Annotated in this window: 25 protein-coding genes; 13 read left to right on the forward strand and 12 right to left on the reverse strand. The window is 58.5% G+C overall.

All coding sequences use genetic code 11. The features are described from left to right. The first annotated feature begins 203 nt into the window (after positions 1 to 203). Positions 204 to 1,043, forward strand: a complete 840-nt coding sequence (galU, locus tag FW764_RS00480; RefSeq protein WP_003212579.1) for a UTP--glucose-1-phosphate uridylyltransferase GalU — start codon at positions 204 to 206, stop codon at positions 1,041 to 1,043. A 103-nt stretch (positions 1,044 to 1,146) separates the two neighbouring features. Continuing rightward, positions 1,147 to 2,505 (forward strand): glutathione-disulfide reductase, encoded by a 1,359-nt coding sequence (gene gorA, locus FW764_RS00485; RefSeq protein WP_446432238.1) that lies wholly within the window; start codon positions 1,147 to 1,149, stop codon positions 2,503 to 2,505. On the opposite strand, the gene FW764_RS00490 is transcribed toward gorA, so the two are convergent. Continuing rightward, positions 2,506 to 3,513 carry a DNA-binding protein gene (locus FW764_RS00490; protein WP_446432239.1) on the reverse strand — a complete coding sequence of 336 codons (1,008 nt, stop codon included), beginning with the start codon at positions 3,511 to 3,513 and terminating at the stop codon, positions 2,506 to 2,508. 170 nt (positions 3,514 to 3,683) lie between these two features. On the opposite strand from FW764_RS00490, the gene FW764_RS00495 reads away from it, so the two are divergent. The 3 genes from FW764_RS00495 to ahpF all read left to right on the forward strand — a co-directional run bounded on the left by FW764_RS00495 (position 3,684) and on the right by ahpF (position 7,002). Next, positions 3,684 to 4,616 (forward strand): site-specific integrase, encoded by a 933-nt coding sequence (locus FW764_RS00495; RefSeq protein WP_446432240.1) that lies wholly within the window; start codon positions 3,684 to 3,686, stop codon positions 4,614 to 4,616. Between the two features lie 133 nt (positions 4,617 to 4,749). After that, entirely contained in the window at positions 4,750 to 5,313 is a 564-nt protein-coding gene (gene ahpC / locus FW764_RS00500) for an alkyl hydroperoxide reductase subunit C (RefSeq protein WP_010210361.1), read from the forward strand. A 123-nt stretch (positions 5,314 to 5,436) separates the two neighbouring features. Continuing rightward, the gene (ahpF, locus tag FW764_RS00505; protein WP_446432241.1) at positions 5,437 to 7,002 is read left to right on the forward strand and encodes an alkyl hydroperoxide reductase subunit F; all 1,566 of its coding nucleotides are present in this window, start codon (positions 5,437 to 5,439) and stop codon (positions 7,000 to 7,002) included. Between the two features lie 62 nt (positions 7,003 to 7,064). Here the strand turns inward: ahpF and gloA are convergent, their stop codons facing one another. After that, positions 7,065 to 7,586, reverse strand: a complete 522-nt coding sequence (gene gloA, locus FW764_RS00510) for a lactoylglutathione lyase (protein WP_446432242.1) — start codon at positions 7,584 to 7,586, stop codon at positions 7,065 to 7,067. Between the two features lie 197 nt (positions 7,587 to 7,783). On the opposite strand from gloA, the gene FW764_RS00515 reads away from it, so the two are divergent. Further along, the gene (locus FW764_RS00515; RefSeq protein WP_446432622.1) at positions 7,784 to 8,320 is read left to right on the forward strand and encodes a DUF4946 domain-containing protein; all 537 of its coding nucleotides are present in this window, start codon (positions 7,784 to 7,786) and stop codon (positions 8,318 to 8,320) included. Positions 8,321 to 8,426: 106 nt separating this feature from the next. Here FW764_RS00515 and FW764_RS00520 read toward each other — a convergent pair whose 3' ends face one another. From FW764_RS00520 to FW764_RS00530, 3 genes are all read right to left on the reverse strand, one after another. Then, complete coding sequence (locus FW764_RS00520; protein WP_446432243.1) at positions 8,427 to 8,789, reverse strand: histone-like nucleoid-structuring protein, MvaT/MvaU family; 363 nt, start codon at positions 8,787 to 8,789, stop codon at positions 8,427 to 8,429. Between the two features lie 200 nt (positions 8,790 to 8,989). Beyond that, the gene (locus FW764_RS00525) at positions 8,990 to 10,531 is read right to left on the reverse strand and encodes an EAL domain-containing protein (RefSeq protein WP_446432244.1); all 1,542 of its coding nucleotides are present in this window, start codon (positions 10,529 to 10,531) and stop codon (positions 8,990 to 8,992) included. A 109-nt stretch (positions 10,532 to 10,640) separates the two neighbouring features. Continuing rightward, positions 10,641 to 11,516, reverse strand: a complete 876-nt coding sequence (locus FW764_RS00530) for a LysR family transcriptional regulator (RefSeq protein ID WP_446432245.1) — start codon at positions 11,514 to 11,516, stop codon at positions 10,641 to 10,643. A gap of 76 nt (positions 11,517 to 11,592) precedes the next feature. Between FW764_RS00530 and FW764_RS00535 the strand changes: the two genes are divergently transcribed. Together FW764_RS00535 and hppD are read left to right on the forward strand one after the other, a co-directional pair. Next, positions 11,593 to 12,513, forward strand: coding sequence for a DMT family transporter (locus FW764_RS00535; RefSeq protein ID WP_446432246.1), 921 nt, complete (start codon positions 11,593 to 11,595; stop codon positions 12,511 to 12,513). A 245-nt stretch (positions 12,514 to 12,758) separates the two neighbouring features. Next, on the forward strand, positions 12,759 to 13,835 hold the full coding sequence (gene hppD / locus FW764_RS00540; RefSeq protein ID WP_446432247.1) for a 4-hydroxyphenylpyruvate dioxygenase: 1,077 nt from the start codon (positions 12,759 to 12,761) through the stop codon (positions 13,833 to 13,835). 54 nt (positions 13,836 to 13,889) lie between these two features. Here hppD and rarD read toward each other — a convergent pair whose 3' ends face one another. Further along, complete coding sequence (gene rarD / locus FW764_RS00545; protein WP_446432248.1) at positions 13,890 to 14,771, reverse strand: EamA family transporter RarD; 882 nt, start codon at positions 14,769 to 14,771, stop codon at positions 13,890 to 13,892. 340 nt (positions 14,772 to 15,111) lie between these two features. Here rarD and FW764_RS00550 point away from each other — a divergent pair, with 340 nt between their 5' ends. After that, positions 15,112 to 16,359, forward strand: a complete 1,248-nt coding sequence (locus FW764_RS00550; RefSeq protein ID WP_446432249.1) for a hypothetical protein — start codon at positions 15,112 to 15,114, stop codon at positions 16,357 to 16,359. Between the two features lie 39 nt (positions 16,360 to 16,398). Here the strand turns inward: FW764_RS00550 and FW764_RS00555 are convergent, their stop codons facing one another. Both FW764_RS00555 and FW764_RS00560 read right to left on the reverse strand, forming a co-directional pair. Beyond that, positions 16,399 to 17,406 carry an aldo/keto reductase gene (locus FW764_RS00555; protein ID WP_446432250.1) on the reverse strand — a complete coding sequence of 336 codons (1,008 nt, stop codon included), beginning with the start codon at positions 17,404 to 17,406 and terminating at the stop codon, positions 16,399 to 16,401. Between the two features lie 81 nt (positions 17,407 to 17,487). Continuing rightward, positions 17,488 to 18,390 carry a LysR family transcriptional regulator gene (locus FW764_RS00560; protein ID WP_446432251.1) on the reverse strand — a complete coding sequence of 301 codons (903 nt, stop codon included), beginning with the start codon at positions 18,388 to 18,390 and terminating at the stop codon, positions 17,488 to 17,490. Between the two features lie 101 nt (positions 18,391 to 18,491). On the opposite strand from FW764_RS00560, the gene FW764_RS00565 reads away from it, so the two are divergent. Then, positions 18,492 to 19,196: an SDR family oxidoreductase gene (locus FW764_RS00565; protein ID WP_446432252.1), complete on the forward strand. Its 705-nt coding sequence runs from the start codon at positions 18,492 to 18,494 to the stop codon at positions 19,194 to 19,196. A 112-nt stretch (positions 19,197 to 19,308) separates the two neighbouring features. On the opposite strand, the gene FW764_RS00570 is transcribed toward FW764_RS00565, so the two are convergent. Continuing rightward, positions 19,309 to 20,619 (reverse strand): MFS transporter, encoded by a 1,311-nt coding sequence (locus tag FW764_RS00570; RefSeq protein WP_446432253.1) that lies wholly within the window; start codon positions 20,617 to 20,619, stop codon positions 19,309 to 19,311. Between the two features lie 160 nt (positions 20,620 to 20,779). Between FW764_RS00570 and FW764_RS00575 the strand changes: the two genes are divergently transcribed. From FW764_RS00575 to FW764_RS00585, 3 genes are all read left to right on the forward strand, one after another. Beyond that, the gene (locus tag FW764_RS00575) at positions 20,780 to 21,886 is read left to right on the forward strand and encodes a sugar diacid recognition domain-containing protein (protein ID WP_446432254.1); all 1,107 of its coding nucleotides are present in this window, start codon (positions 20,780 to 20,782) and stop codon (positions 21,884 to 21,886) included. Positions 21,887 to 21,977: 91 nt separating this feature from the next. Then, the gene (locus tag FW764_RS00580; RefSeq protein ID WP_446432255.1) at positions 21,978 to 23,117 is read left to right on the forward strand and encodes a glycerate kinase; all 1,140 of its coding nucleotides are present in this window, start codon (positions 21,978 to 21,980) and stop codon (positions 23,115 to 23,117) included. A gap of 227 nt (positions 23,118 to 23,344) precedes the next feature. Next, entirely contained in the window at positions 23,345 to 23,857 is a 513-nt protein-coding gene (locus tag FW764_RS00585) for a GNAT family N-acetyltransferase (RefSeq protein WP_446432256.1), read from the forward strand. Here FW764_RS00585 and FW764_RS00590 read toward each other — a convergent pair. The 3 genes from FW764_RS00590 to ccoN all read right to left on the reverse strand — a co-directional run bounded on the left by FW764_RS00590 (position 23,854) and on the right by ccoN (position 26,275). After that, positions 23,854 to 24,546 carry an aspartate/glutamate racemase family protein gene (locus FW764_RS00590; RefSeq protein ID WP_446432257.1) on the reverse strand — a complete coding sequence of 231 codons (693 nt, stop codon included), beginning with the start codon at positions 24,544 to 24,546 and terminating at the stop codon, positions 23,854 to 23,856. The two genes, FW764_RS00585 and FW764_RS00590, sit on opposite strands and share 4 nt — an antisense overlap. Before the next feature lie 90 nt (positions 24,547 to 24,636). Continuing rightward, a complete protein-coding gene (locus tag FW764_RS00595; protein WP_446432258.1) occupies positions 24,637 to 24,846 on the reverse strand; it encodes a cbb3-type cytochrome c oxidase subunit 3 in 210 nt (69 codons plus the stop codon). 1 nt (position 24,847) lies between these two features. Next, positions 24,848 to 26,275 carry a cytochrome-c oxidase, cbb3-type subunit I gene (ccoN, locus tag FW764_RS00600; RefSeq protein ID WP_446432259.1) on the reverse strand — a complete coding sequence of 476 codons (1,428 nt, stop codon included), beginning with the start codon at positions 26,273 to 26,275 and terminating at the stop codon, positions 24,848 to 24,850. Positions 26,276 to 26,349 lie beyond the last annotated feature (74 nt).

Below are 26,349 nucleotides of genomic sequence, written 5' to 3' on the forward strand. Positions count from 1 at the left end.
ACCTTTACCGTTCGTTGAAACTGAGGGGCCAAGGCTTGGTTGGTGGTGCCGTTGGTAACGCCCTTCGTAGGATCAATGGAACTTACGCGCACATTTTTTCTCTATCATGACATCGCAACGCCAGCAGGACCCCATTGTAAGGTGGCTGCGGCCTGATTAGACTGCGCCGAATTCCGTACGCACAGCCCTTTGTAAGGACTCATATGATCAAGAAATGCTTGTTCCCAGCAGCCGGTTACGGCACTCGCTTTCTGCCAGCGACCAAAGCCATGCCCAAGGAGATGCTGCCGGTGGTGAACAAGCCACTGATTCAGTACGGCGTCGAAGAGGCACTGGATGCCGGCTTGAACGAAATCTCCATCGTCACGGGTCGCGGTAAGCGCGCGTTGGAAGACCACTTCGACATCAGCTACGAACTGGAAAACCAGATCAAGGGCACTGACAAGGAAAAATACCTGGTCGGTATCCGTAAACTGCTCGACGAGTGCTCGTTCTCCTACACCCGTCAGACCCAGATGAAAGGCCTCGGCCACGCCATCCTGACCGGCCGCCCACTGATTGGCGATGAACCGTTCGCCGTGGTACTGGCGGATGACCTGTGCGTCAACCTGGAAGGCGACGGTGTGCTGACCCAGATGGTCAAGTTGTACCAAAAGTACCGCTGCACCATCGTTGCGGTTCAAGAGGTTGATCCTCAAGAGACCAACAAGTACGGCGTGATTGCCGGTGATGACATTGGTGATGGCCTGATCCGCGTACGCGACATGGTCGAAAAACCAGCGCCGGAAGATGCGCCGTCGAACCTGGCGATCATCGGCCGTTACATTCTGACCCCGGACATCTTCAAGCTGATCGAAGAAACCGAGCCAGGCAAGGGTGGCGAGATTCAGATCACTGACGCCCTGTTGAAGCAGGCTAAAGACGGTTGTGTGATCGCGTACAAATTCAAGGGTCGTCGTTTTGACTGCGGTGGCGCTGAAGGCTACATCGAAGCAACCAACTTCTGCTACGAGCACTTCTACAAGACCGGCAAGGCTTACTGATTCGCGCCTGCCTGACTGTTCTAAAAAAACCACCTTCGGGTGGTTTTCTCGTTTTTCAGCCCAATGTAAGCCGGTATGCTGGTGTTCTGCCAAGGAGAGTAAAATGGCCTACGATTTTGATCTGTATGTAATTGGCGCCGGTTCCGGCGGTGTTCGCGCGGCGCGCTTTGCCGCTGGCTTTGGCGCCAAGGTGGCCGTGGCGGAGAGCCGCTACCTGGGCGGTACGTGCGTTAACGTCGGCTGTGTGCCGAAAAAACTGTTGGTGTATGGCGCGCATTTCGCCGAAGACTTCGAGCAGGCCAGCGGTTTTGGTTGGTCGCTGGGTGAGGCGAACTTTGATTGGGCGACCCTGATCGCCAACAAGGACCGCGAAATCAACCGTCTCAATGGTATCTACCGCAACCTGCTGGTCAACAGCGGCGTCACCCTGCATGAAGGTCACGCACGCTTGGTGGGGCCGCATCAGGTGGAGATCAATGGTGAGCGCTTTACCGCCAAGCACATCCTGATCGCCACGGGTGGCTGGCCGCAAATCCCGCAGGTTCCGGGGCACGAACACGCCATTGGCTCCAATGAGGCGTTTTTCCTTAAAGAGCTGCCTAAACGTGTATTGGTGGTGGGCGGTGGCTACATTGCCGTTGAGTTTGCTGGCATTTTCCATGGCTTGGGCGCACAGACTTCGCTGCTGTATCGCGGCGACTTGTTCCTGCGCGGTTTTGATGGTGCGGTGCGCACGCACCTGAAAGAAGAGCTGACCAAGCGCGGCCTGGATCTGCAATTCAACGCTGATATCGAGCGTATTGACAAACAAGCCGATGGCAGCCTCAAGGCCACGCTGAAAGACGGTCGTGTGCTGGACGCCGATTGCGTGTTCTATGCCACCGGCCGCCGCCCGATGTTGGACAATCTGGGCCTGGAGAATACCGGCGTCAAATTGGACGAGCGCGGCTTCGTTGAAGTGGATGACCTGTACCAGACCGCCGAGCCGTCGATCCTGGCGCTCGGAGATGTCATTGGTCGTGTGCAATTGACGCCGGTTGCCCTGGCCGAAGGCATGGCGGTTGCGCGGCGCTTGTTCAAGCCTGAGCAGTATCGCCCAGTGGACTACGCGATGATTCCGACGGCGGTGTTCAGCCTGCCGAACATCGGCACTGTGGGCCTAAGTGAGGAAGAAGCGAAAAAGAACGGCCACAAGGTGCAGATCTTCGAGAGCCGCTTCCGCCCCATGAAGCTGACATTGACCGACTGCCAGGAAAAAACCTTGATGAAGCTGGTGGTCGACGCCGACACCGACAAGGTGCTGGGTTGTCACATGGTCGGCCCGGACGCTGGCGAGATCGTGCAGGGCCTGGCGATTGCGCTCAAGGCGGGCGCAACCAAGCAGCATTTCGATGAAACTATCGGCGTGCACCCCACCGCAGCGGAAGAATTCGTCACCATGCGCACGCCTGTGGCGCACTGATCAGGCTTGCGGGGTTGCGTCTGGCGCTGCTGCAACGGCAGCTGCCAGGCGCAGTGCCTCAATACTCGCCTGGGCCTTGATAAGGTCCAGTTCCAAGCTTTTGTTGCTCTGCTGGTGTTCGCTCAACGCTTGCTGGCGTGACTGGCTCTCTAGCACCGCAACCCGCAGGCGCTCCTGAAGCAAGGTGCGTTCGCTTTCAATCAGGTTCACCTGTTCACTGAGCTTTTGCTGCACGGCCTGGTCTTTGCGGGTTTGCTCCTGCAGGGCGACCAGTTCCTTCGCGGTTACGCGGTGCTCAATTAACAGTCGCTCATTGTCGCGGTGCAGCTGTGTGATCTCGTCCTGGCGCACCATGGCACTTTGCTGGAGCTGGCGCAGTTCCGCTTGGACCTGCTGCAACTGGCCTTCATGGCGTCGCTGTTCCTGCTCACGTTGTTCCTTGATCGCATTGCGGTAATGCTCCAGGGCATCCCGAGCGTGCAGGTGCTTTTCTTCCAGCGAGCGAATCTGTTCGTCCTTGTCGCTAATCCTCAGTTCGTAGTCGCTGCACGCCTGGCTGAGCCCGGCATTGCGGGTTTGCTCGGTCTGCAAGCTGGTGCTGGCGGTTTGCAGGGCGGCACTTTCTTCTGCCAGCGCTGCGGCCTGGATATCAAATTGCTGTCTGAGGTCTGCGTGAGCGGCTTCCAGTGTCTCTATCTGGCCGAGCAGGGCAGCCTTGTGTTGTTCGAATTGCGCCACGGCCAGGTCGATAGGTTCCTGAGCCTTCTCTTTCAAGCGTAGAGCCAGCCGTGCAACCAGTTCGCTGAGCTCGTCGTCGATCGGCGCTTCGGTGATGGTCAGTCGGCTTTCGCTATCGTCCAATTCCTTCAGGTAGCGATGAATTGTGGTTTTCGAGCCGGTATTGCCCATCTCGATGCGTACAGCGTCGATGCTGGGGTTTTCGCCACGGGCCAGGATCGCCAAGCGTGCCGTTTGAACTACTGCTTTGTTTATGCCGCCGCGGGCCATGGGGTCTCCGTCGATTTCGTACTGTGGTACAGGGTATGTAGATACATACTCTATCATGAATAAAAAGTCGTTCAAATTCATGATTTAACAGATGGGATATTGGCGTATTATCCCGCCTCATAGCCGTTTTAAGCGCGGATTCACCTTTTAGCAGTACGAATGGGCCTTTCATGAGCGATCTGGATCGGTATCTCAACGCCGCCACGCGTGACAACACACGCCGCAGCTACCGTGCGGCCATCGAACACTTCGAAGTGAGTTGGGGTGGGTTCCTGCCAGCTACCAGCGAAAGCGTGGCGCGCTACCTGGTGGCACATGCTGGCGTGCTGGCGATCAATACATTGAAGCTGCGGCTTTCTGCGCTGGCGCAGTGGCACACCAGTCAGGGCTTTCCTGACCCGACCAAGGCGCCGGTAGTGCGCAAGGTGCTCAAGGGGATTCGCGCCGTACACCCGGCGCAGGAGAAACAGGCCGAGCCGCTGCAGCTCCAGCACCTGGAGCAGGTGGTTGCCTGGCTGGAGGCAGAGGCACTGCAGGCGAGCAAAGACCAGGACCCGCCCCGATTGCTGCGCGCCAAGCGCGATACCGCACTGATCCTGTTGGGGTTCTGGCGGGGGTTTCGCAGCGATGAGCTGTGCCGCTTGAGCATTGAGCACGTGCAAGCGGTGCAGGGGGCAGGCATCAGCCTATACCTGCCACGCAGCAAAAGTGACCGCGACAACCTTGGCAAGACCTACCAGACTCCGGCGTTATTGCGACTGTGCCCGGTGCAGGCTTACAGCGAATGGCTCAGCGCGTCGGCACTGGTACGCGGCCCGGTGTTCCGTGGAGTTGATCGCTGGGGCAACCTGGGCGAGGAGGGGCTGCATCCCAACAGTGTGATCCCGCTGCTTCGCCAAGCGCTTGAGCGTGCGGGTATTCCAGCTGATCAATACACCAGTCACTCACTGAGACGAGGCTTTGCCACCTGGGCCCATCGCAGTGGCTGGGACCTGAAGTCATTGATGAGTTACGTCGGTTGGAGCGACATGAAATCCGCCATGCGCTATGTTGAAGCGACGCCTTTTCTCGGCATGACCTTGGCGACCCAATCGCTGATTTGAGGTTTCTTCTATTAATACCCCTACCTGATAGAGAAAACCAATCGTCAGCATCAGGTTTGCCAATGAGCCATCGCGAGGAAGAGTCGGTAGGATTCACCCCATCAACTTACTAACCCCTGACGGAGAGTCAACGATGCCTATCATCAACAGCCAAGTAAAACCGTTTAAAGCTACCGCCTACAAAAACGGCAACTTCGTAGACGTGTCGGACGCTGACCTGAAAGGCAAATGGTCCGTCGTATTCTTCTACCCAGCCGACTTCACCTTCGTTTGCCCAACCGAGCTCGAAGACCTGGCTGACAACTACGCCGAATTCCAGAAACTGGGCGTCGAAATCTACAGTGTTTCCACCGACACCCACTTTGCCCACGCTGCCTGGCACAACACGTCGCCAGCCATCGGCAAAATCCAGTACACCATGATCGGCGACCCAACCCTGACCATCTCGCGCAACTTCGACGTACTGATCGAAGAGGCCGGCCTGGCAGACCGCGGTACTTTCGTGATCAACCCAGAAGGTCAGATCAAGATCGTTGAACTGAACGACGGCGGTGTTGGCCGTGACGCCTCCGAGCTGCTGCGCAAAATCAAGGCCGCTCAGTACGTTGCTGCCCACCCAGGCGAAGTGTGCCCAGCCAAGTGGAAAGAAGGCGAGGCCACTCTGGCTCCGTCCCTGGACTTGGTCGGCAAGATCTAAGTGAAGTACCCAGGGCGGGATTCCGCACCTAAGTAAGCTGCATCCGCCCTCAAAACGCCCGGGCGAGATTCGCTCGGGCGTTTTTTTGTCTGCAATAAATCGAATTAATAGGAAATCGCCCGTATGTTGGACGCCAATCTTAAAGCTCAGTTGAAGTCATACCTGGAACGGGTCACCCAGCCGATCGAGATCGTCGCCTCCCTCGAAGACGGTGCGAAATCCCAGGAAATGCTTGCCCTTTTGCAAGATGTTGTGAGCCTCACCACGCTGATTACCCTGAGAACCGATGGTAATGATGCGCGCAAGCCGTCTTTCTCCATCAGCCGCCCGGGTGCCGATATCAGTCTGCGTTTTGCCGGCATCCCCATGGGCCATGAATTCACTTCGCTGGTGCTGGCCCTGCTGCAAGTCGGTGGCCACCCGTCGAAGGCCAGCGTCGATATGATTGAACAGATCCGCGCCCTCAACGGCGACTACAGCTTCGAGACGTACTTCTCGCTGTCGTGCCAGAACTGCCCGGACGTGGTCCAGGCGCTGAACCTGATGGCAGTGCTCAACCCGAACATCCGCCACGTCGCCATCGACGGTGCGTTGTTCCAGGCTGAAGTCGATGAGCGCCAGATCATGGCGGTGCCTAGCGTGTACCTCAACGGCGTGAACTTCGGCCAGGGTCGTATGGGCCTGGAAGAAATCCTCGCCAAGCTCGACACCAGCGGTATCGAAAAAGCCGCCGAGAAAATCAGCGCCAAAGACGCCTTTGATGTACTGGTTGTCGGCGGTGGCCCAGCCGGTTCTTCGGCAGCGATCTACGCTGCGCGTAAAGGCATCCGTACCGGTGTGGCTGCTGAGCGCTTCGGCGGGCAAGTCCTGGACACAATGTCCATCGAAAACTTCATCTCCGTGCAGGAAACCGAAGGGCCGAAACTCGCCAGCGCGCTGGAAGCCCACGTACGTCAATACGACGTGGACATCATGAACCTGCAGCGTGCCAGCAGCTTGATCCCTGCGAAAAACGCTGGCGACTTGCACGAAATTCGCTTCGAAAGCGGTGCGACCCTCAAGTCCAAGACCGTAATCCTGGCCACTGGCGCCCGCTGGCGCGAAATGGGTGTGCCGGGCGAGCAGGAATACAAAGCCAAGGGCGTGTGCTTCTGCCCGCACTGCGACGGCCCGCTGTTCAAAGGCAAGCGCGTGGCAGTGATCGGCGGCGGTAACTCCGGCGTTGAAGCAGCCATCGACCTGGCCGGTATCGTCAGCCACGTGACCTTGCTCGAGTTCGACAGCAAACTGCGCGCCGACGCCGTGTTGCAGCGCAAGCTCTACAGCCTGCCGAACGTAGACGTGATCACCAGTGCACTGACCAGTGAAGTCAAAGGCGACGGCCAGAAAGTCACCGGCCTGGCGTACAAAGATCGCGACAGTGGCGAGTTCAAGACCCTCGACCTGGAAGGCATCTTTGTGCAGATCGGTTTGCTGCCCAACACTGACTGGCTCAAAGGCACAGTGGAGCTGACCCCGCGCGGCGAGATCATTGTCGATGCGCGTGGCGAGACTTCACTGCCAGGTGTATTTGCCGCCGGTGACGTAACGACCGTGCCGTATAAGCAGATCGTGATCGCGGTGGGCGAGGGCGCCAAGGCTTCTCTAAGTGCTTTCGATCACCTGATTCGCACCTCCGCACCGGCGTAAATCCGGGCCCGGAAATGAAAAACCCCATGAGTGATCATGGGGTTTTTTAATGCTTGAACGCTTTACATCGGCGCTGGCTGAATAATCTCAACCCAGTACGCATCCGGGTCCTTGATGAAGGCCAGGCTTTTCATGCGGCCGTCGGTCAGGCGCTTCTGGAAATCACAGCCCAGTGCTTCGAAGCGTTCGCAGGCAGCGACGATGTCCGGTACCGAGATGCAAATATGGCCAAAGCCACGCGGGTCGGTGTTGCCATTGTGGTAGGCAAAGTCGGCATCGTTTTCGGTGCCGTGGTTATGGGTCAGTTCGAGAATGCCAGGGATCGACTTCATCCACTGGGTGCGCTCAGTGGCGTCGGCCGGGATCTGGGCCTTGTCCACCAGCGCCAGGAAGTACAGGCTGAATTCGGCTTCCGGGAAGTCGCGCTTTTCAACCAGTGAGAAACCCAGGACGCGGGTGTAGAAATCCAGCGACTTGGTGATGTCCTTGACCCGCAGCATGGTGTGGTTGAAGACGAAGTTCGAGGTGGCGGTGTCAGGCTGGGCGGTGACGCCCGGGAAAGTGTTCAGATCGTGCAGGCTCATGGGCCCTCCAGAAAAAATGGGGCAAACGCGACTTGAAATGAGAGGCGCGGTCCGTTGGCTTGCGGCAAGCGTCCATGCAGCCGAACCATGATACGCAAGGCCCCTCACTGCGCCAAATGAAAAAGGTCATGCAGCACTTGCTACCAGCGGGTGCCGGGGCTCAAACTTTGACGCTTGAACCTTGGGTGTTTCTCGTAATGATTGAATTCCATAAATCGTTGTTGGGCGCTTTGTGTCTGTTGTTGGGTAGCCCGTCTGTGTGGGCGGCCGACCCAGAAATTCACTGGCCCAGCGGCTGGCAAGTCGAGGAAGTTGAGGCTGACGGCGATGCGCGGGTAAAACCTCAGGCGGTGTCTCGCCTGCGCGCGATCAAGAATGATGAAAATGGCAATACCTTGATGGTTATGGAGTTGACGGGCACACCGATTGAGTCCGGTCATAAAGTTAATCTTCAAGGTGTATTGCTGGAAATGCGTAAATCCATCCAGAAAGATTTTGCCGGTAGCGGTTATCAAAGCGTGTGCACCAAGATGCACCCGACCACACTGAGCCGTCTTGAGGCACTGGAAACGACTTGCGTGATTACTGAGAATGGGCGACACGTGTTGTCGCAAACATTGGTAGGCGCAGTTGATACCGATAAAGCCTATGTTTTTTCATACGCCGGTCAAGCGCAAGCCTACGAGGCCAGCAAAGAGGAAGTCGGCTCGGTACGCGACAGCCTGAAACTTTAATGCATGATGTTGATCGATTTTGAACGAAGTGAACGGTTAGTTAAGTTCCTTTTCGAACCTTAAACAAAAGCCCCGCAATGCGGGGCTTTTTGCTAATGCGTTCCGATCAGCCGCGCAGCCAAGAATCTACAGTGGCGGCGCCATACTGTTCCTTCCACGCTTTCAGGCCGCGGTGGTTGCCGCCTTTGGTTTCGATCAGCTCGCCGGTGTGCGGGTTACTGTAGACTTTGACCACGCGTGCGCGGCGCTGTTTTGGTGCGGCGGGCGCGGCGCCAGCCTTGCCAGGGTTTGGGTCAAGGATCGAGATGATGTCGCGCAGGCCTTTGCCGTAGTGCTTCATCAAGCCTTGCAGCTTTTCTTCGAATTCGATTTCTTTCTTCAAACCGGCGTCGTTCTTCAAGGATTCCAGCTGTGCAAGCTGCTCTTGAAGGGCTTTTTCTGCTGCGCGAAATTCGGCGAGTCTGGACAAAATCTGTACTCCAATAATAGTGTTTGCTGATATCAACTGCAGACAAAGCTATAAGCCAAGCGCTTATAAGGTGACTCAAAGAAAGAGGCCTTTCTGCGAGTTCAGCACAGGCAAGAAAAATTGTAGTAGTTAATGCCCCACGAGTAAATCATATCGTTTACCTAAACAAGATTATTTCATCAAGCGCTTGGGCTGGCTATTCAATGGCTGGTCAGCGACTTAATGAATTGGTCGCAGGGTAACGGTCTACCAAATAGGTAACCCTGAAGGAAATCCACACCGTGAGCCGTCAGATACTCGCACTGCTCGGCTGTTTCCACACCTTCGGCAACGACGCCCAGGTCCAGCTTGCCGGAGAGTTCGATGATACTGTCGAGAATATGCCGCGAGAGTGCATCCGCGCCAATCATGGCCACAAAGCTTTGATCGATTTTCAAGTAGTCAACATTAAAGTTGCGCAAGTAACCCAGGCTGGAATGACCGGTGCCAAAGTCATCAATCGCAATCATCACCCCCAGCTGATGCAGGGCATCGAACAGTTGACGGGTAATAACGGTCGGCTTGATCAACTCGCGTTCGGTCAACTCCAGTACCAGGGTTACCTGGCCGGGTGCGAAGGCGGCGAGAAACTCCCGGCAGTCTTCTACCAGGTCCAGGTCCTGGCAGTGGAGGGCGGTGATATTTACGCCGATATGGAAGCCTGGATTGAAACGCTCGGCATGCGGGGCGAGCTGCGTGGCGGTCTGGCGCAGTAGGGCGCGAGTCATTGGCACGATCAGGCCGGAATGCTCCGCCAGTGGGATAAACAAATCTGGACGCACCAGGCCTTCCTTCGGATGCTGCCAGCGCATCAGTACTTCACAGCCCGCCCAGGCAAGCGTATCGCCCCGTACGACTGGCTGGAAATACGCAATGAATTCGTTGGCGCCCAATGCGCGCTGCAGCTCATGGGTGGGCGCAGACGAACGCTTTTGCAACCAGTGCGCAAGCACGCCGGCCAGCACACCAAAGAACACCAGCAGGCTGAATAGTGCGGGGTAGCGCGCTTCCATAAAACGCCACACTTCACCGGCCGGCATGCCGACATCGACACTGTAGTGATAGCGCTCGGACGCCAAATGGTGATGGGCCACGGCAAACTCCGGCACGGCCGTGTTGCGAACCTTGCCGTCGGCGTCCAGCCAGTCGGGCCCCACTTGCAGAATCAAGTCAGCATAGCGACTGATCAGGCGCAGAGCGTTGGTCAGGTGGTAACCATCGATTGAGGCGAATGCGCCCTTGTCACCGTCGACCAGGCGATAAACCAATAGCGCGGTATCCGGTGTCACCGGGTTGCCGTTCATCAGCCACAGCGTACCGTCCACATAGTCATCGGGGTTGACGGGGGACTGGTAATTGCCCCCGAACAGCGAGCTGCAATAGATATTTTTCTGCCAGGACAACGTCGTGGCCCGCACAAAGGGCCGACGCGTGACTTGTTCACGCAGCGCTAATTGCGCACCGTTGTCGCAAGGCTGACCTGCCAGCGGCAACAAGGTCTGGGCGGCGAGGGCGGTGTTGTCGAGCATCAGATCAAACTGGCGCACTGCTTCGCGGGCGGTTTGCGCCGTGCTTTGCTGCAGGGTGCGTTCGGCCTGCCAATACAGGATGACCACGCCCAGCGCGATGGGTAGCAGGCCACTGAGTGCTGTGATCAAGTAGCGGTTGGCGCGGTTTCGCGTGCCGTTGATGGTCAGGGGCATGAATGGCCTGTCGCAGGATGGGAAAAGCACCGAAGGGCTGATCAGATTATTCAGATGATAGATGGCGTGCGGGAATTAAGCTCGTCGTACCTGGCCATTTGGATAGGTGTCATCGCTCGAAGTCCAGGCGTTGCGCCAAGTGAATAAACGCCAGGGTCGCCGGCGTCGACTCGCGTTGATCCAGCACCGCCAGACCGATATCACGGTTGATCCGGGGGGACAGCGGGCGCACCTGATAACGCGCGTCCGGCGCTTCCGGCAGCGACGCCTGCGCCACCACGCTCACTCCATCGCCTCGGCCTACCGCTTCCAGGGTACTGAGCAGTTGCGAGCAGCGATAACGTACATTCGGCGTCAGCCGCGCGGCGCTGAACAGTCGCGTGACCAGTTCCTGCGAACCGGCGTCGGTGAGGATGAACGGATCGTCACACAGCGCCTTCAATTCTACGCAGGTCTGTGCGGCCAGCGGATGGCCAGCGGGGAGCAGGGCAACCAGTTGATCCCGGTACAGCGCAAACGTATCGAAACGCTCCTGTTCCAGTACCACAAAACCCACGTCGATACGCCGCTCGTCCAGCCATTGGATCACTTGGCGATCGGGGCCTTCGTCCACATGCACCTCAATGCCTGGATGCGCAATCCTGTACTGCTTGAGAATGCGCGGCAGCAGGCGGTTGGAAGAGGTCGGGCCAAACGAGCCGATGCGCAGCGTGCCACGCTTCATGCCGCGTGCATCCGAGGCTTCCTGTTGCAGGGTGTCGGCAACGCCCAAGACCGTACGCGCGCGTATCAGCAGTTGCCGGCCGATGTCGCTGAGTTCGACCCGGGACTGATGGCGGCGAAACAGTTCGACGCCCAATTCCTGCTCAAGGGCCTTGATCGCATGGGACACCGCTGACTGGCTGATACCCAGGCGGTGCGCGGCGAGGGTGAAGCTTTGCAGCTCGGCCACATGGGAAAAGAGCTGCAGTTGCGTGAGGGTCATGAGCAATAACTCATTTTACGATGATCGGTCATTAGCCTGAGGATACCCCAATCCCGACACTCGCTGAGCACCGCTGATGACGTATCCCGACCGCCTGACCTACTTAAAGCTTTCTGCCGTCACCATGATCTGGGGCGCAACCTTCGTGGCCGGCCGCTACCTGGCTGCCGATGTTGACCCGCTGCTGGCTGCCACGTTGCGCTTTATCCTGGCAAGTGCCGCGCTGCTGGGGTTCATGGCCCTTGCACGCGTTCGCCTGGCGCGGCCCAGTACTCGCCAGCTCGGGCAGTTGGCGATGCTGGGTTTTTTCGGCATCTTTTTCTACAACCTGTGCTTTTTCTACGGCCTGCAGTACATCAATGCGTCGCGGGCGTCCCTGATCGTGGCCTTGACCCCGGCGGTGATCGGCCTGGCTTCGTGGTTGCTTTACAAGGAGCCCTTGGGCGCGACCCAATGTCTGGGCATTACCTTGTGCCTGGGCGGCGCTGGCGCGGTCATCATCAGTCGCAACCCGCAGCTCCTCCAGGGAGCCGCGCATGCCTGGCCCGCAGACCTACTGATTTTCGGCTGTGTCGTGGGGTGGGGCGCGTATTCGTTGTTTTCCCGAAGCCTCAACCAGAGCCTGGGGCCATTGCAGACGGTGACCTGGTCGATCTTGCTGGGTACGGCGATGTTGACGATCACCACGCTCGTTGCCGGCAAGTTCACCTTAAGTGCCCTGAGTACGATCCACTTGCCGCAACTGCTCAGCCTGCTATACCTAGGCATCCTCGGCTCGGCACTGGCCTACATCGTCTGGTATGACGGCATCCGGCGTATCGGTGCGACCCGTGCCGGCGTGTTCATCGCGCTCAACCCATTGACGGCGGTCTTCTGCGGCGCCTTGCTGCTGGGTGAGCCACTCACCGCGCCGATGCTGCTGGGCGGGGCGCTGATCCTGCTGGGTATCTATCTGTGCAACAAACCCCTTGCACCGGCCAAGCTATTGGGGATTTGATAAGAGTGCGGACAAACGTTGTTACGCTGTGTAGAATCGATTTACGCATACAAGAATATGGACTTGCGCTCACGCAAGCCTCGGCCGTAAGAGACTGATGTAACCATGAAGCTACTCGGCTCCCCCCTCATCTTTGGTGACTTCCTCGCCCGCAGCGTGCGAGGGCTGTCCTGTGCGCCACCCTCCGACCTCGTCCTTGCTCGCAAATAACCCTGTGTTAATGACAAGAATGATGAGGTGCCTCCATGGCAGACCAATACGAAAACCCAATGGGCCTGATGGGCTTTGAATTTATCGAGTTCGCATCGCCAACGCCGGGTACGCTGGAGCCGATCTTCGAGATCATGGGCTTCAGCAAAGTCGCGTCCCACCGCTCCAAGAACGTGCACCTGTACCGCCAGGGCGAAATCAACCTGATCCTCAACAATGAGCCCGACAGCCTCGCATCGTACTTTGCCGCAGAACACGGCCCTTCGGTCTGTGGCATGGCATTCCGCGTCAAAGACTCGCAGCAGGCCTACAACCGAGCATTGGAGCTGGGCGCCCAGCCAATTCATATCGAAACCGGCCCGATGGAGCTGAACCTGCCGGCCATCAAGGGCATCGGCGGCGCGCCGCTGTACCTGATCGACCGTTTCGGCGAAGGCAGTTCGATTTATGACATCGACTTCGTTTACCTCGAAGGCGTAGACCGCAACCCCGTCGGCGCCGGCCTCAAGGTCATCGACCACCTGACCCACAACGTGTATCGCGGGCGCATGGTCTACTGGGCCAATTTCTACGAGAAACTGTTCAACTTCCGTGAAGCACGCTACTTCGATATCAAGGGCGAATACACCGGCTTGACCTCCAAGGCCATGAGCGCTCCGGATGGCATGATCCGCATCCCGCTGAACGAAGAGTCGTCCAAGGGCGCCGGCCAGATCGAAGAGTTCCTGATGCAGTTCAATGGCGAAGGCATCCAGCACGTGGCGTTCCTCACCGACGACCTGGTCAAGACCTGGGACGCGCTGAAGAAGATCGGCATGCGCTTCATGACCCCGCCACCGGACACGTACTACGAAATGCTCGAAGGCCGCCTGCCGAACCACGGCGAGCCAGTGGACCAACTGCAAGCACGCGGTATTCTGCTCGACGGCTCTTCGATTGCCGGCGACAAGCGTTTGCTGTTGCAGATATTCTCCGAAACCCTGATGGGCCCGGTGTTCTTCGAATTCATCCAGCGCAAGGGCGACGATGGGTTTGGCGAGGGTAACTTCAAGGCACTGTTCGAGTCGATCGAGCGTGACCAAGTGCGTCGTGGCGTACTGACCGCCGACTAAGCGTAAAAAGCCCGGCCGAGAGCGATCTCGGTCGGGCTTTTTATTGCCTGTGCGTCAGGCTTTACGCTGTCGCACCAAGTGCTTGAAACCTTCGTACACCAGCACCATCACCGCCAGCCAAATTGGGATGTAGGTCAACCATTGCCCGCCGTTGATGCCTTCTCCCAAAATCAACGCCACCACCAGCAGCAATACCGGTTCCACGTAGCTGAGCAGCCCGAACAGGCTGAAGGGCAGCAAACGGCTGGCGACGATATAGCTCACCAGCGCCGAGGCACTGATGACCCCCAGCAGGGGAATCAACGTATACAGCTTTGGGTGAATATCCATCACCGCAAAGCCTTGTTCACCGTGCTGCACAAACCACCAGGCCACGGGTAGCATCAGCGCCATATCCAGCCATAAACCGCCCAGGTGATCGGTGCTCAGGTATTTGCGCACCACAAAATAGATCGGGTAACCGATGATCACCACCAGTGTCGCCCAGGAAAAACCACCGGCCTGGTACAACTCGTTAAGCACACCCAATGCTGCAAAGAACACTGCAATCTGCTGCAGGCGTGACAAGCGTTCGCCGTAAACCAGACGCCCGGTCAGCACCATGGTCAGCGGCAGCAGGAAATAGCCCACCGACACATCCAGGCTGCGCCCATTCAGCGGCGCCCACATAAACAGCCACAACTGCACACCCAGCAAGGCTGACGACAGCAGCACACCGCCGAGCAGCCGTGGCTTCGCTGCCAGCATTCGCAACAGCTCCCACACTCGCCGCCATTCGCCGCTGATGATCATGAACACCGTCATGCACGGCACGGTCAGCAACATGCGCCAGCCGAAGATTTCCAAGCCGCTCAATGGCGTGAGCAGCGAGGTGAAGTAATACATCACGGCAAACAACACCGAGGCCAATACCGACAACACAACACCTTTAGACACACTGTCCTCGCGAAAGCCGATTTATTCAAAAGAAGGGGGTATTCGGGTGTGGAATATAGGGGCAGCGACAGCTTTTGTCACACCAATTACACCGTGCTAATGGAACAAATCCCCACGGCGATTCCACATAAGTATCACGACGCTTGGTGAACAAAACCAGATGTCGCATCTCACGGAAAGTTTTGCATGGCCCACGCGCCTCATGTGGAAACCTCAGTTAATGGAGTGAAGGCATTAATCGTGACCTCGCGAGTGTTATTCACCCTGTTGTTTAGCAACAACTTGGCGGAAAACAGAGTGGGAGGTTTAGGGCTTCAGTATTCTACCGAGAGTGAATTTTATGCACGGCATCTCACCCTATTATGGTTCATCGCACGCTGCTTTCAGTGGCTTGCCAGGTGTTATAGGTAGATTTGGCGAGAGTCATCCGTTTCCTACGGATGACACGCCAGCCTGGAAAAAGCTTGGCGTCTATAAAACATTCTCCGAGGCGTTGGCGAGAGACACAGCGCTCGGTGTGCTGACGACGGGCGGGAAAGAACTGCTTGATGCGGCTGTCTCCCCAAACCCATCAATAGGACCTCGCGTAACAGTTTCCAATTTTAACGTGGGGCCTCATTACGCAAAGGACATGTTCTTTGTTAAGCGCGAACCAATCGAGCCCGACAAAGTTAACTTTGTACTGTATATGCCGGAGCAGAACTTCACATCAAATTATGCGTTCAACAGCTATCAGGAAATTGATAGTTTCCTAAAGGGGCTGGCGAGAAAACCCGATGCGCTTAACGCATTTCTTGCCCATTTTGGGGACAAGACAGAATCGGCTGCCGTCAGAGCAAGTATCCTGGAGCTGGCATCCACACCTCAAGGTAGCCCGCCCAAGGTGCTGACGGGCCCAGGTAAACAGATTCCGGGTAATGTGTTCGAACACTTGGATCGTTCGAGTGAAAACCCCACAACATTTATTTACGTCAATGGGCTTGTCAATCAACAGCTGGAATCAATCGATTCTGACCGGCCTACTTATAGTGGCGTGCGACCTGATGGCGAGAAAGTGGTCTATCGGTATGACCGAAACGGTCACCTGTTAGGTTCTGGCGATAAAGGGAATTTTTATTTCCTGATCAATGGCGCAAACAGTAAGTTGCCACTTGTTCCCATCACGTTGGCGCAGTTGAGAGTGATCGCCTTTGGCGACCCTCTGGCGCTATATACCCACACACTTGCAAACTTTCTTGAGCATCCATTTTCCGGCGTTTCAACACTTCTGCAAGCGCTGGGTGTAGATAAAGGCACTGCCGATACTGTAGAGCAAGGTCTGGATAATCCCGTCACTGCGGTGTTGGTCTTCCTAAATAAAAACAATGATATCGGTAGAGTTTTCGGTTTGCCGAAGCGTGAAATGGACGAGGCGCTTAGTTATTTTGGTAGCGCGGCCCAGGGGTTTGTTCCTACCTATGGCACATACAGGACTGTCGCGGCGGTGTTGGCGAAGATAATAAGGCACGTGCCTGTGACGGAGGAGGAAGCCAGAGAGGCTGCCAATGGATTGGGCGTAAAAGCGGATTTAAACTTCTTACGCACGTAATCAGCAAAACCGCCCACAGGGGGCATGTGGGCGGTTCTTTTATCGCGGAATACGGCCAGACACAAAATGGCTCACATCATTAAACCCCGGCGTAGACGAATGCCCCGGCGTCACCAACGAGTCAATAAACGCCTCATCCTCAGCTGTGATCTCCACCGCCAGCGCGCCGGTATACGCATCCCATTGCGCCTCGGTACGCGGCCCCACAATCGCCGAACTCACCGCCGAATTATTCAGCACCCAGGCGATCGCAAACTCGACAATGCCCACGCCACGTCCGAGGGTGTACTGCTGAATCTGTTGGGCGATGCGCAGCGACTCCACGCGCCATTCAGTTTCCAGAATGCGCTTGTCCTGGCGCGCCGCGCGGCTGCCGGCTTCGGGCGTCACATCGGGAGCGTATTTACCGCTGAGTACACCGCGCGCCAACGGGCTATAAGGCACCACGCCCAAGCCGTAGGCTGCCGCGGCGGTGATCTGCTCAACCTCGGCCTGGCGATTGACGATGTTGTACAGCGGTTGGCTGATGATGGGCTTATCCACGCCCAGACGCTCGGCCACGCGGATCACTTCGGCGATGCGCCAGCCCCGGTAGTTGGAGAGGCCCCAATAGCGGACTTTGCCTTGGCGGATCAGGTCGCCCATCGCCGACACCGTGACGTCCAGCGGTGTGTCGTGGTCTTCACGGTGCAGGTAGTAGATGTCCAGGTAGTCAGTGTCCAGGCGCGTGAGGCTGGCTTCCAGCGCGTTGAACATGCGTTTGCGGCTCAGGCCGCTGCGGTTGGGCAAGCCGTCGGTGGGACCGATCGCGACCTTGGAGGCCACCACCCAGTCCGAACGGTGACGGGCGATGGCCTCGCCGACGATTTCCTCGGAGCGCCCGCCGGTGTAGACGTCGGCGGTGTCGATAAAATTGATGCCTTGGTCCCAGGCTTTGTCGATGATACGCAGCGAGTCTTCGGTATTGGTCTGTTCGCCAAACATCATGGTGCCCAGGGTCAGTGCGCTGACCTTTAACCCGGACTGGCCCAATGTGCGGTAAATCATGCAAAGCTCCTCAATGCAGGGAAACGTGAGTCATGCAATACCAGACTCCAGGGCTCTGGAACAAGCTCTGTGCGTGTTTCTTCATGCGCTCAGCAAGGCCTGACAGCGTGCCTGTAAAAAACCGTGCAGCACTTTCACCCGTTCCGACACTTGCAGGCGGTGAGGGCACATCAGGTTGAACGGCGTCGGCTCGCCTTGCCAGTCGGTCAACAGCGGCACCAGGCGCCCGGCCCGGATATCACTGGCGACATCCAGGTTGGCTTTGTAGGCAATGCCGTGGCCAGCCAACGCCCAGCGCCGGACTATTTCGCCGTCGTCGCTCAGGTAATCGCCCATCACCTCAACTTCCTGCAGCAGGGCGCCCTGGCGAAAGTACCAGGTGTTGTTAGCCTGCCCTCGGCGCATGTAGCGCAGCGTACTGTGTTGCGCCAGGTCCGCCGGCGTGTGCGGTGTGCCGTGCCGCGCAAGGTAGTCGGGGCTGGCGCAGGCGATGCGCTGGTGGCCGAGCACCACCGGCAGCGCGACGAGGCTGGAATCGCGCGGCACACCAAAGCGTAGGGCGATATCGACGGTGTCGCGGAATAAATCGGCGTTGCTGTCGTTGAGCAACAACTGCAGACGGATGTTCGGGTGTTCGAGTTTGAATTCATCCAGCCAGCCCAGCAGCACATTGCGGCCAAAATCCGAGGGCGCCGCTAACTGCAGTAAACCGCTGAGGCTCTGGCCTTGTTGCTTGATCGCCTGTTCGCCTTCTGACAGTGCTTCCAGCGCTATTCGTACGCTGTCCAGGTAGCGCCGACCTTCTTCGGTCAAGCGCATGCTGCGCGTGGAGCGGGCGAGCAGGCGGATGCCCAACCGGGTTTCCAGGCGTTTGAGCGCGATACTCGCCGCTGCCGGCGTGAGGTTGAGGCTACGTGCAGCCGCCGACAGGCTGGCGGTATCGGCGGTGCGCACAAACACTTCAAGGTCCAGGGTTGAGCTCATTTGTAAAAATCCTTTAAAGATCTTGTCGTTTTACCGGGATTTTTCGTCGATTGCCAAGCTGAGAACATGAACCCTCACTTTTTCAGCCAGGTAGCTAAGTCATGACATCTTCCCTCAGCGGTAAAACCGTCATCGTGATCGGCGGTAGCAGCGGCATCGGTGCCGCCGTGGCCAAGGCCGCCGTCGCGCGTGGCGCACAGGTGGTGCTGGCCGGGCGTCGCTTGAACTCCAGTGTCGACAACGGTGTGCGCAGCGAGCCGGTCGACGTCACCGACAGCGATTCGGTGCAACGCTTGTTCGCGACCGTAGGGCGCTTTGACCATCTGGTATATACCTCCGGGCCGTCGGTACGGGCCAAGCCCCTGATCGAGACCGACCTGGAGGAGGCCCAAGACAATTTCGATGTGAAGCTCTGGGGCTCGTTGCGTGCGATTCAACAGGCGCTGCCATTTCTCAGCGAGCACGGCAGCATCAGCCTGACCTCGGGCCAGCTGGGCCGCAAGTTGGCGCCTGGCCAGTTCATCAAGACCGGCATTAACGCTGCGACTGAGGCACTGGGCAAGCAGTTGGCGAAAGAACTGGCACCGCGCCGGGTCAATGTCATCAGCCCTGGGGTGATCGACACGCCTGCTTATGCAGGGTTGGCAGAAGAACAGCGCGTGACGATGTTCGCCAAGATCGGTGGGGCGTTGCCGGTCGGGCGTGTGGGGCAGGCTGCAGAGGTGGCGGCGGGGTATGTGCTGGCCATGGAAAATGGCTTCATGACCGGCGCCGTGATCGACATCGATGGCGGCGGGCTGTTGTAAACACCGAGCAAAAGTGTGAGAAGGGGCGTGCTCCCCATGGCGGTGTGACAGTCAGCTTAGCGGCTACTGACCCACTGCCATGGGGAGCAAGCCCCCTCCCACATCGACCGCGTTATGCCTTCAACGTCCGTGTCATGCGCAGTGCCAACACACTGCCGGCAACAATGACCGCCGCCAGCAAGTACAGCGCGATGTCCGTTGACCCGGTGGCATCCTTCACAAAACCCACGATATACGGGCTGAGGAAACCCGCCATCTGGCCCATGGAATTGATCAATGCCAAACCGCCCGCTGCTGCGCCCGCACTGAGCATGGCGGTCGGCACCGGCCAGAACATCGGCAGGCCGGTGAGAGCGCCCATGGTGGCAATGGTCAGGCCGAGAATTGCAATCGCCGGGGTGGTGGCAAAATTCACTGCGATCACCAGGCCGATAGCGCCCATCAACATCGGCACCACCAAATGCCAGCGACGCTCCTTGCGCAAGTCGGCGGAGCGGCCCACCAGCAGCATGAACACGGCGGCCAGCAGGTACGGAATCGCACTGAGCCAGCCAATCACCAGGTTGTCGCTGAAGCCCAGGTTTTTGATGATTGACGGCAGCCAGAAGTTGATCGCGTACACGCCGCTCTGGATGCAGAAGTAGATCAGGCCGAACGCCCAGATGGCCGGGTTCTTGAACACCTCGCCGAGAGAGTCCGTCGTAGCTTTAGGCTTATTTGCCAGATCCGTCGCCTGGTCGGTTTCCAGCACCGCTCGCTCGTGCGGCGTGAGCCACTTGGCGTTGGCGAAGCTGTCGCTGAGCAGGAAGTAGGCGAGGGCGCCCAGGATCACGGTCGGGATGCCTTGCAGCAGGAACATCCACTGCCAGCCCGCCAAACCACCCTGCCCGGCGGCGAAGTGGTTGAGAATCCAGCCGGAAAACGGGCTGCCGAGCAAGCCGGAAACCGGGATCGCCGACATGAACAGTGCCATGATGCGCCCACGGCGGAACGTCGGGAACCACTGCGAGAGGTACAGCACTACGCCCGGGAAGAAGCCCGCTTCAGCGGCGCCGGTCAACAGGCGCAAGGCGTAGAAATGCGTCGGTGTGGTGACGAACAGCAAGCAGGTCGACAGTGTGCCCCAGACGATCATCATCAGCGCAATCCAGCGCCGTGGGCCGAACCGGGTCAGCGCCAGGTTGCTTGGCACGCCGCACAGCACGTAGCCGATAAAGAAAATCCCGGCACCCAAGCCGTACACAGTTTCACTGAATTTCAACGCATCAAGCATCTGCAACTTGGCAAAGCCAACGTTCACCCGGTCGAGGTAGTTGAACAAGTAACAGATGAAAATGAAGGGGATCAGGCGCAGGGTAATGCGCTTGTAGATGGCGTTTTTATCGTCATCGGTGGCCAGTGTGGCAGCGGCGCTCTGTGACATGGCAGTCTCTCTTTATTATGATTTTTTGCGATGCGAAGGTAACGTTGATCGCGCAATGAGTCTCGGCCACCTTGCGGGGTGCTGTCTTTGTGCTCGCGCACAGTCATGCAGGGTTTGCGCTGTGCCTATGAACAACAGGTTTTTTTAGGAACTTAGCCCCATGTTCGAGCTGGATCATGACTTGGCGCAGGATATCGTCAATCGCACCATGGCGATCTTGCCCTATAACGTCAACGTCATGGACAGCCAGGGCCTGATTCTCGGCAGCGGCGAGCCGGAGCGCATCAATACCCGGCATGAAGGCGCGCAGTTGGTGTTGGCCAATGGCCGGGTAGTCGAAATAGACGGCCAGACCGCCAAGCATCTCAAGGGCGTGCAGCCAGGCATCAATCTGCCATTGATGCACGATCAACGCTTGATCGGCGTGCTGGGCATTACCGGCGAACCCGAACAGTTGCGCACTTACGCGCAGCTGGTGCGCATGACCGCTGAAATGCTGGTCAGCCATCGCCATCAGCAAGCCGAGCAGCAATGGCGACGCCAGCGTTGCGACGACTTGCTGGCGTTGCTGCTGGCTGAAAGTGGGGACTCGCCGCGCCTGATCGATGAGGCCCAGCAACTGGGGCTCAAACCGCAAATGGCACGTACGCCGTACCTGTTTGAACTGGGCGCGGGCCAATCGGCGGAGGCACTCAGCGTCTGGCTTGCCAGCCGTTACCCGGACAGTTGGTGTGTCAGCTCGGCGCAATTTTCGCTGTTGTGGTGCCGGCCGGCCGCGGTGCACGTCGACAACCCACGGCTGCTGGAGAAACTCCAAGGCCAGGGTTGGAACATCCTGCGTGTGGCTGTCGGCGGGCAAGCGGATGGCCTGACAGGTTTGCGTCGGTGCTATCGGCGGGTTGGCGACTTGCTGGCCTACGGTCGGGATATCTTGCCCCAATCGCGCTTGTTGACGCTCAACCGCTACCGCCTGCCGGTGATGCTGTGGCGCCATCGCAACGACGACGCCTTGGATGAACTGCTCAATCCGTTGCGCAAGGTCTTGGCCAAGGACAGCAACGGCCAACTTCTCGTCACCTTGCGCAGTTGGTGCGAACACGACGGCCAGAGCCAAGCGTGTGCCGATGCCCTGGGGATTCACCGTAACAGCCTGCGCTATCGCATGGAGCGCATCGCCGAACTCAGCGGCGTCGACCCGCTGACCCTCGACGGCATGCTCGCCCTCTACCTCGGTGTACAGCTATTGCCTCAGGCTTTGTCGGATTGAACAACAAACCTCATTCACACTTGTGCATCGGACCGGCGTCATTGCCGCAGCCAACTGGCAGCATGGGCGATATAAAAAACGGAGAAAGCCCATGAAAATCATCATCGCCCCCGACTCGTTCAAGGACAGCCTGAGTGCCGCAGGCGTCGCCCAGGCGATTGCCGAAGGGCTGGCCCAGGTGTGGCCACACGCGCAATTGGTCCAGTGCCCGATGGCCGATGGCGGTGAAGGTACGGTGGATTCGGTACTCGCAGCGTGCAATGGCGAGCTGCGTGACCAAACCGTCCAAGGGCCTTTGGGCGATAAGGTTCAAGCACGCTGGGGTTGGTTGGCCGACAGCCACACTGCAATCATTGAAATGGCCGAAGCCAGCGGCTTGCAATTGGTTCGGCGGGGGCTGCGTGATGCCTGTTCCAGTAGCACGTACGGCACGGGCGAACTGATCCGCGCGGCCCTGGATGCGGGGGCGCAGCGCATCATCTTGGCGATTGGCGGTAGCGCTACCAATGATGGTGGGGCGGGTGCGATGCAGGCGCTTGGCGTGCAGTTGTTCGATGCGCAAGGCCAGGTACTTGCGCCCGGTGGCCTGGCCTTGGCGCGCCTGGCAAGCATGAGCCTGGATCAACTGGACCCGCGTTTGGCCCAGGTGCGTTTTGAAATCGCTGCCGATGTGGATAACCCGTTGTGCGGCCCGCACGGTGCATCGGCTATTTTCGGCCCGCAAAAAGGCGCCGACCCGCAACAGGTTCAACAACTGGACGCGGCCCTTGGGCACTTTGCCGATCACTGTGCCAACGTCCTGCCCAAAGACGTGCGCGATGAGCCCGGCAGTGGCGCGGCCGGTGGTTTGGGGTTCGCCGCCAAAGCGTTTCTCGGTGCGCAATTTCGCGCGGGGGTGGACGTGGTGGCTGAACTGGTTGGCCTGGATGCCGCAGTGCGCGGCGCTGATTTGGTGATTACCGGGGAAGGGCGTTTTGACGCTCAGACGTTGCGCGGTAAAACGCCGCTTGGCGTAGCGCGCATCGCCCAGCAGCAGGGTGTTCCGGTCATTGTGATTGCTGGCACTCTGGGTGAGGGTTATGAGCAGATGTATAGCCACGGTGTAGAGGCTGCGTTTGCCTTGCCATCGGGGCCGATGAGCCTGGAACAGGCGTGCAGCGAAGCACCGCGTTTGTTGCGTGAGCGGGCGGCGGATATCGCGCGAGTGTGGCGCGTTGCTGCTGGGCGCTAAGGGCGGGTGGAGGCATATCCGTTGCTGCGGTAAAGGCCGCGTATGGTTGCGCTCTCAAAATCCCAAGCAGATCAACAGCGAAAGCGAGACGGCCTGACAACCGACCTGTTTACTGAAGCTGCACTCGGTTAAATGTGGGAGGGAGCACACTGTGGTCAAGCCCTAGCCAGCACGCAGTCTTGCCCTCTACACTGGCCTGCCTCTTGTCTTTCAAAGGATGAAACACAATGCACACACCTGAACCCCATATCGTGATCCAGCGCTTTACCGATGCCCACCTTGAAGGCGTGGCTGCGCTCTATAACGAACCGGCTGTATGCCGTCAGGTGCTGCAAATGCCGTTCCAGTCAGTCGAGGCATGGCGCAACAAGCTGGTCACCGATAATGAACGGCGGCTACAGCTGGTGGCGGTGCATGGCGGCGAGGTCATCGGCCAACTCGGCCTGGAACAACTCCTGCGTGTGCGCCGCAGCCATGTCGGTGCCTTCGGCATGGGCGTGGCGACGGCTTGGCAGGGCAAGGGCGTAGGTTCCAAACTGTTGACGGCCGCCCTGGACGTGGCCGACAACTGGATGAACCTGCGCCGCGTAGAACTCACCGTCTACGCCGACAACGAAGCCGCGCATAACCTGTACCGCAAGTTCGGCTTCGAAGTCGAAGGCCGAATGCGCGATTACGCCTTGCGTGACGGCGTGTTCGTCGACACCCTGAGCATGGCTCGCCTGCGCCAGTCGGCTTAATTCCCTAGAGCAAACGCCACCGCAGCCTGCGCATGCAACTCGGTGGTGTCCAAGAGCGGCAGCTCGCTGTGCTGCGGTTTGATCAACAGCCCGATTTCCGTGCAACCCAAGATGATTGCCTGGGCGCCACGCTCGGCCAAGGACTCGATCACCCGCTGATACACCTGACGCGATGTATCGCTGATCACCCCGACACACAACTCGTCATAGATGATCCGGTGCACAGCTTGGCGCTCGTCGGCGTCGGGCACCAGCACGGTTAAGCCTTGGGCAGTCAGGCGCGCTTTGAGAAAGTCCTGTTCCATGGTGAAGGCGGTGCCGAGCAGGCCGACCGTCAACGTGCCTGCTGCAACAGCGGCTTTACCTGCCGCATCGGCAATGTGCAGGAACGGAATCGACACGGCCGCCTCGATGCGCGGCGCCACCAAGTGCATGGTGTTGGTACACAGCACCACACACTCGGCCCCCCCTGCTTGCAGGCGACGCGCGGCGTCCTCGAGGATCAGTGCGGTGTCATCCCAACGACCAGCATGCTGGGCCTGCTCGACCGGGCCGAAGTCCACGCTGTACATCAATAGTTGTGCCGAGCGCAGCGGGCCGAGTTGGTCGCGCACGCGCTGGTTGATGATGCGGTAATACTCGGCACTGGACTCCCAGCTCATGCCGCCGATAAGGCCGATGGTGCGCATGCGATGCTCCTGACAAGGAATGTCGCCCCACCTTACTCACCGGCTGCGGATTAGTCATACGCAGTTAGCCGCAAAATGACCGGAGCAGTTTCAGATGTCCAGGTTGCCCCAGCCTGGCTTGGCCTGCTCCGGAGCCACCGCGTTGATTGGCTTGCCGGTGGCCAACTCGACCCGTCGCGCCACCTCAGGGTCATCGGCGAACGGCAGCATACTGGCGTCATCCAGGCTTCTTTCAGACTCCCCACGCAGGCAATATTCCACCGCGCCATACAGGAACACCAGTATTAACAGGCTCCACATCTCAGGCGATCCGCGCATCAAGCTGCGCGATGCGTAAGTCTGCGACCCGTACTGTGCGCCAGGTGTTGTAGGCCATCAGCAGCATCCCGGTCAGGAAAAACACGCCGCCGGCAAAGCGCACCACAAACCCCGGATGACTGGCCTGCAACGCCTCGACAAACGAGTAGGTGAGCGTGCCGTCATCGTTCACCGCCCGCCACATCAGGCCCTGAGTGATGCCGTTGACCCACATCGAGGCGATATAGAGCACGGTGCCGATGGTAGCCAGCCAGAAGTGCAGGTTGATCAACGCCACGCTGTGCATTTGCTCACGGCCAAACACCTTTGGGATCATGTGGTACAGCGAGCCGAAGGTAATCATCGCCACCCAACCCAGGGCGCCGGCATGCACGTGGCCGATGGTCCAGTCGGTGTAGTGGGAGAGGGCGTTAACGGTCTTGATTGCCATCATCGGGCCCTCGAAGGTCGACATACCGTAGAACGCCAACGACAACACCAGAAAACGCAGGATCGGGTCGGTGCGTAACTGATGCCAGGCACCGGACAAGGTCATCATGCCGTTGATCATGCCGCCCCAACTTGGCGCCAGCAGGATCAGTGACATCGCCATGCCCAGCGACTGCGCCCAGTCTGGCAACGCGGTGTAGTGCAAATGGTGCGGCCCGGCCCAGATGTACAGGGTGATCAACGCCCAGAAATGCACGATCGACAGGCGATACGAGTAAACCGGCCGTCCGACTTGCTTGGGCACAAAGTAGTACATCATCCCCAAAAAGCCGGTAGTGAGGAAAAAGCCCACGGCGTTGTGCCCGTACCACCATTGCACCATCGCATCGGTGGCCCCGGAGTACACCGGGTAAGACTTGAACCAGCCCACCGGGATCGACAGGTGATTGACCACATGCAACATGGCGATCACCAGAATAAATGCGCCGAAAAACCAGTTGCCCACATAGATATGCCGGGTCTTGCGCCGCACCACGGTGGTGAAAAACACCACGGCATAGGCCACCCACACCACGGTCATCCACACCGCACCGGAGAACTCGATCTCGGCGTATTCCTTGGTGGTGGTATAACCCAAAGGCAAGCTGATCAACATGATCACAATCACCGATTGCCAGCCCCAGAACGTAAAGGCCGCCAGCGTGTCGGAAAACAAGCGAACCTGGCAGGTGCGCTGCACGGCGTAGTAGCTGGCGGCGAATTGCGCGCTGCCGGCAAACCCGAAGATCACCAGGCTGGTATGCAAGGGCCGCAGCCGGCCAAAGGTGGTCCAGGGCAGGTCAAGGTTCATCTCGGGCCACACCAGTTGTGAAGCAATCCACACGCCCATGGCCATGCCGACCACGCCCCATACGATGGTTGCGATGACGAATTGGCGCACGACCTTGTAGTTATAGGCCTGTCCGGTTGTTGCGTTACTCATGCTCAGTCCTCCCACGGTTCCAAGTGGCGGGCACTGTAGGAAGCATGGGTAAAACAAAACAGACTCAGAAAAAG

The sequence above is a fragment of the Pseudomonas sp. 1152_12 genome, from assembly GCF_052850675.1.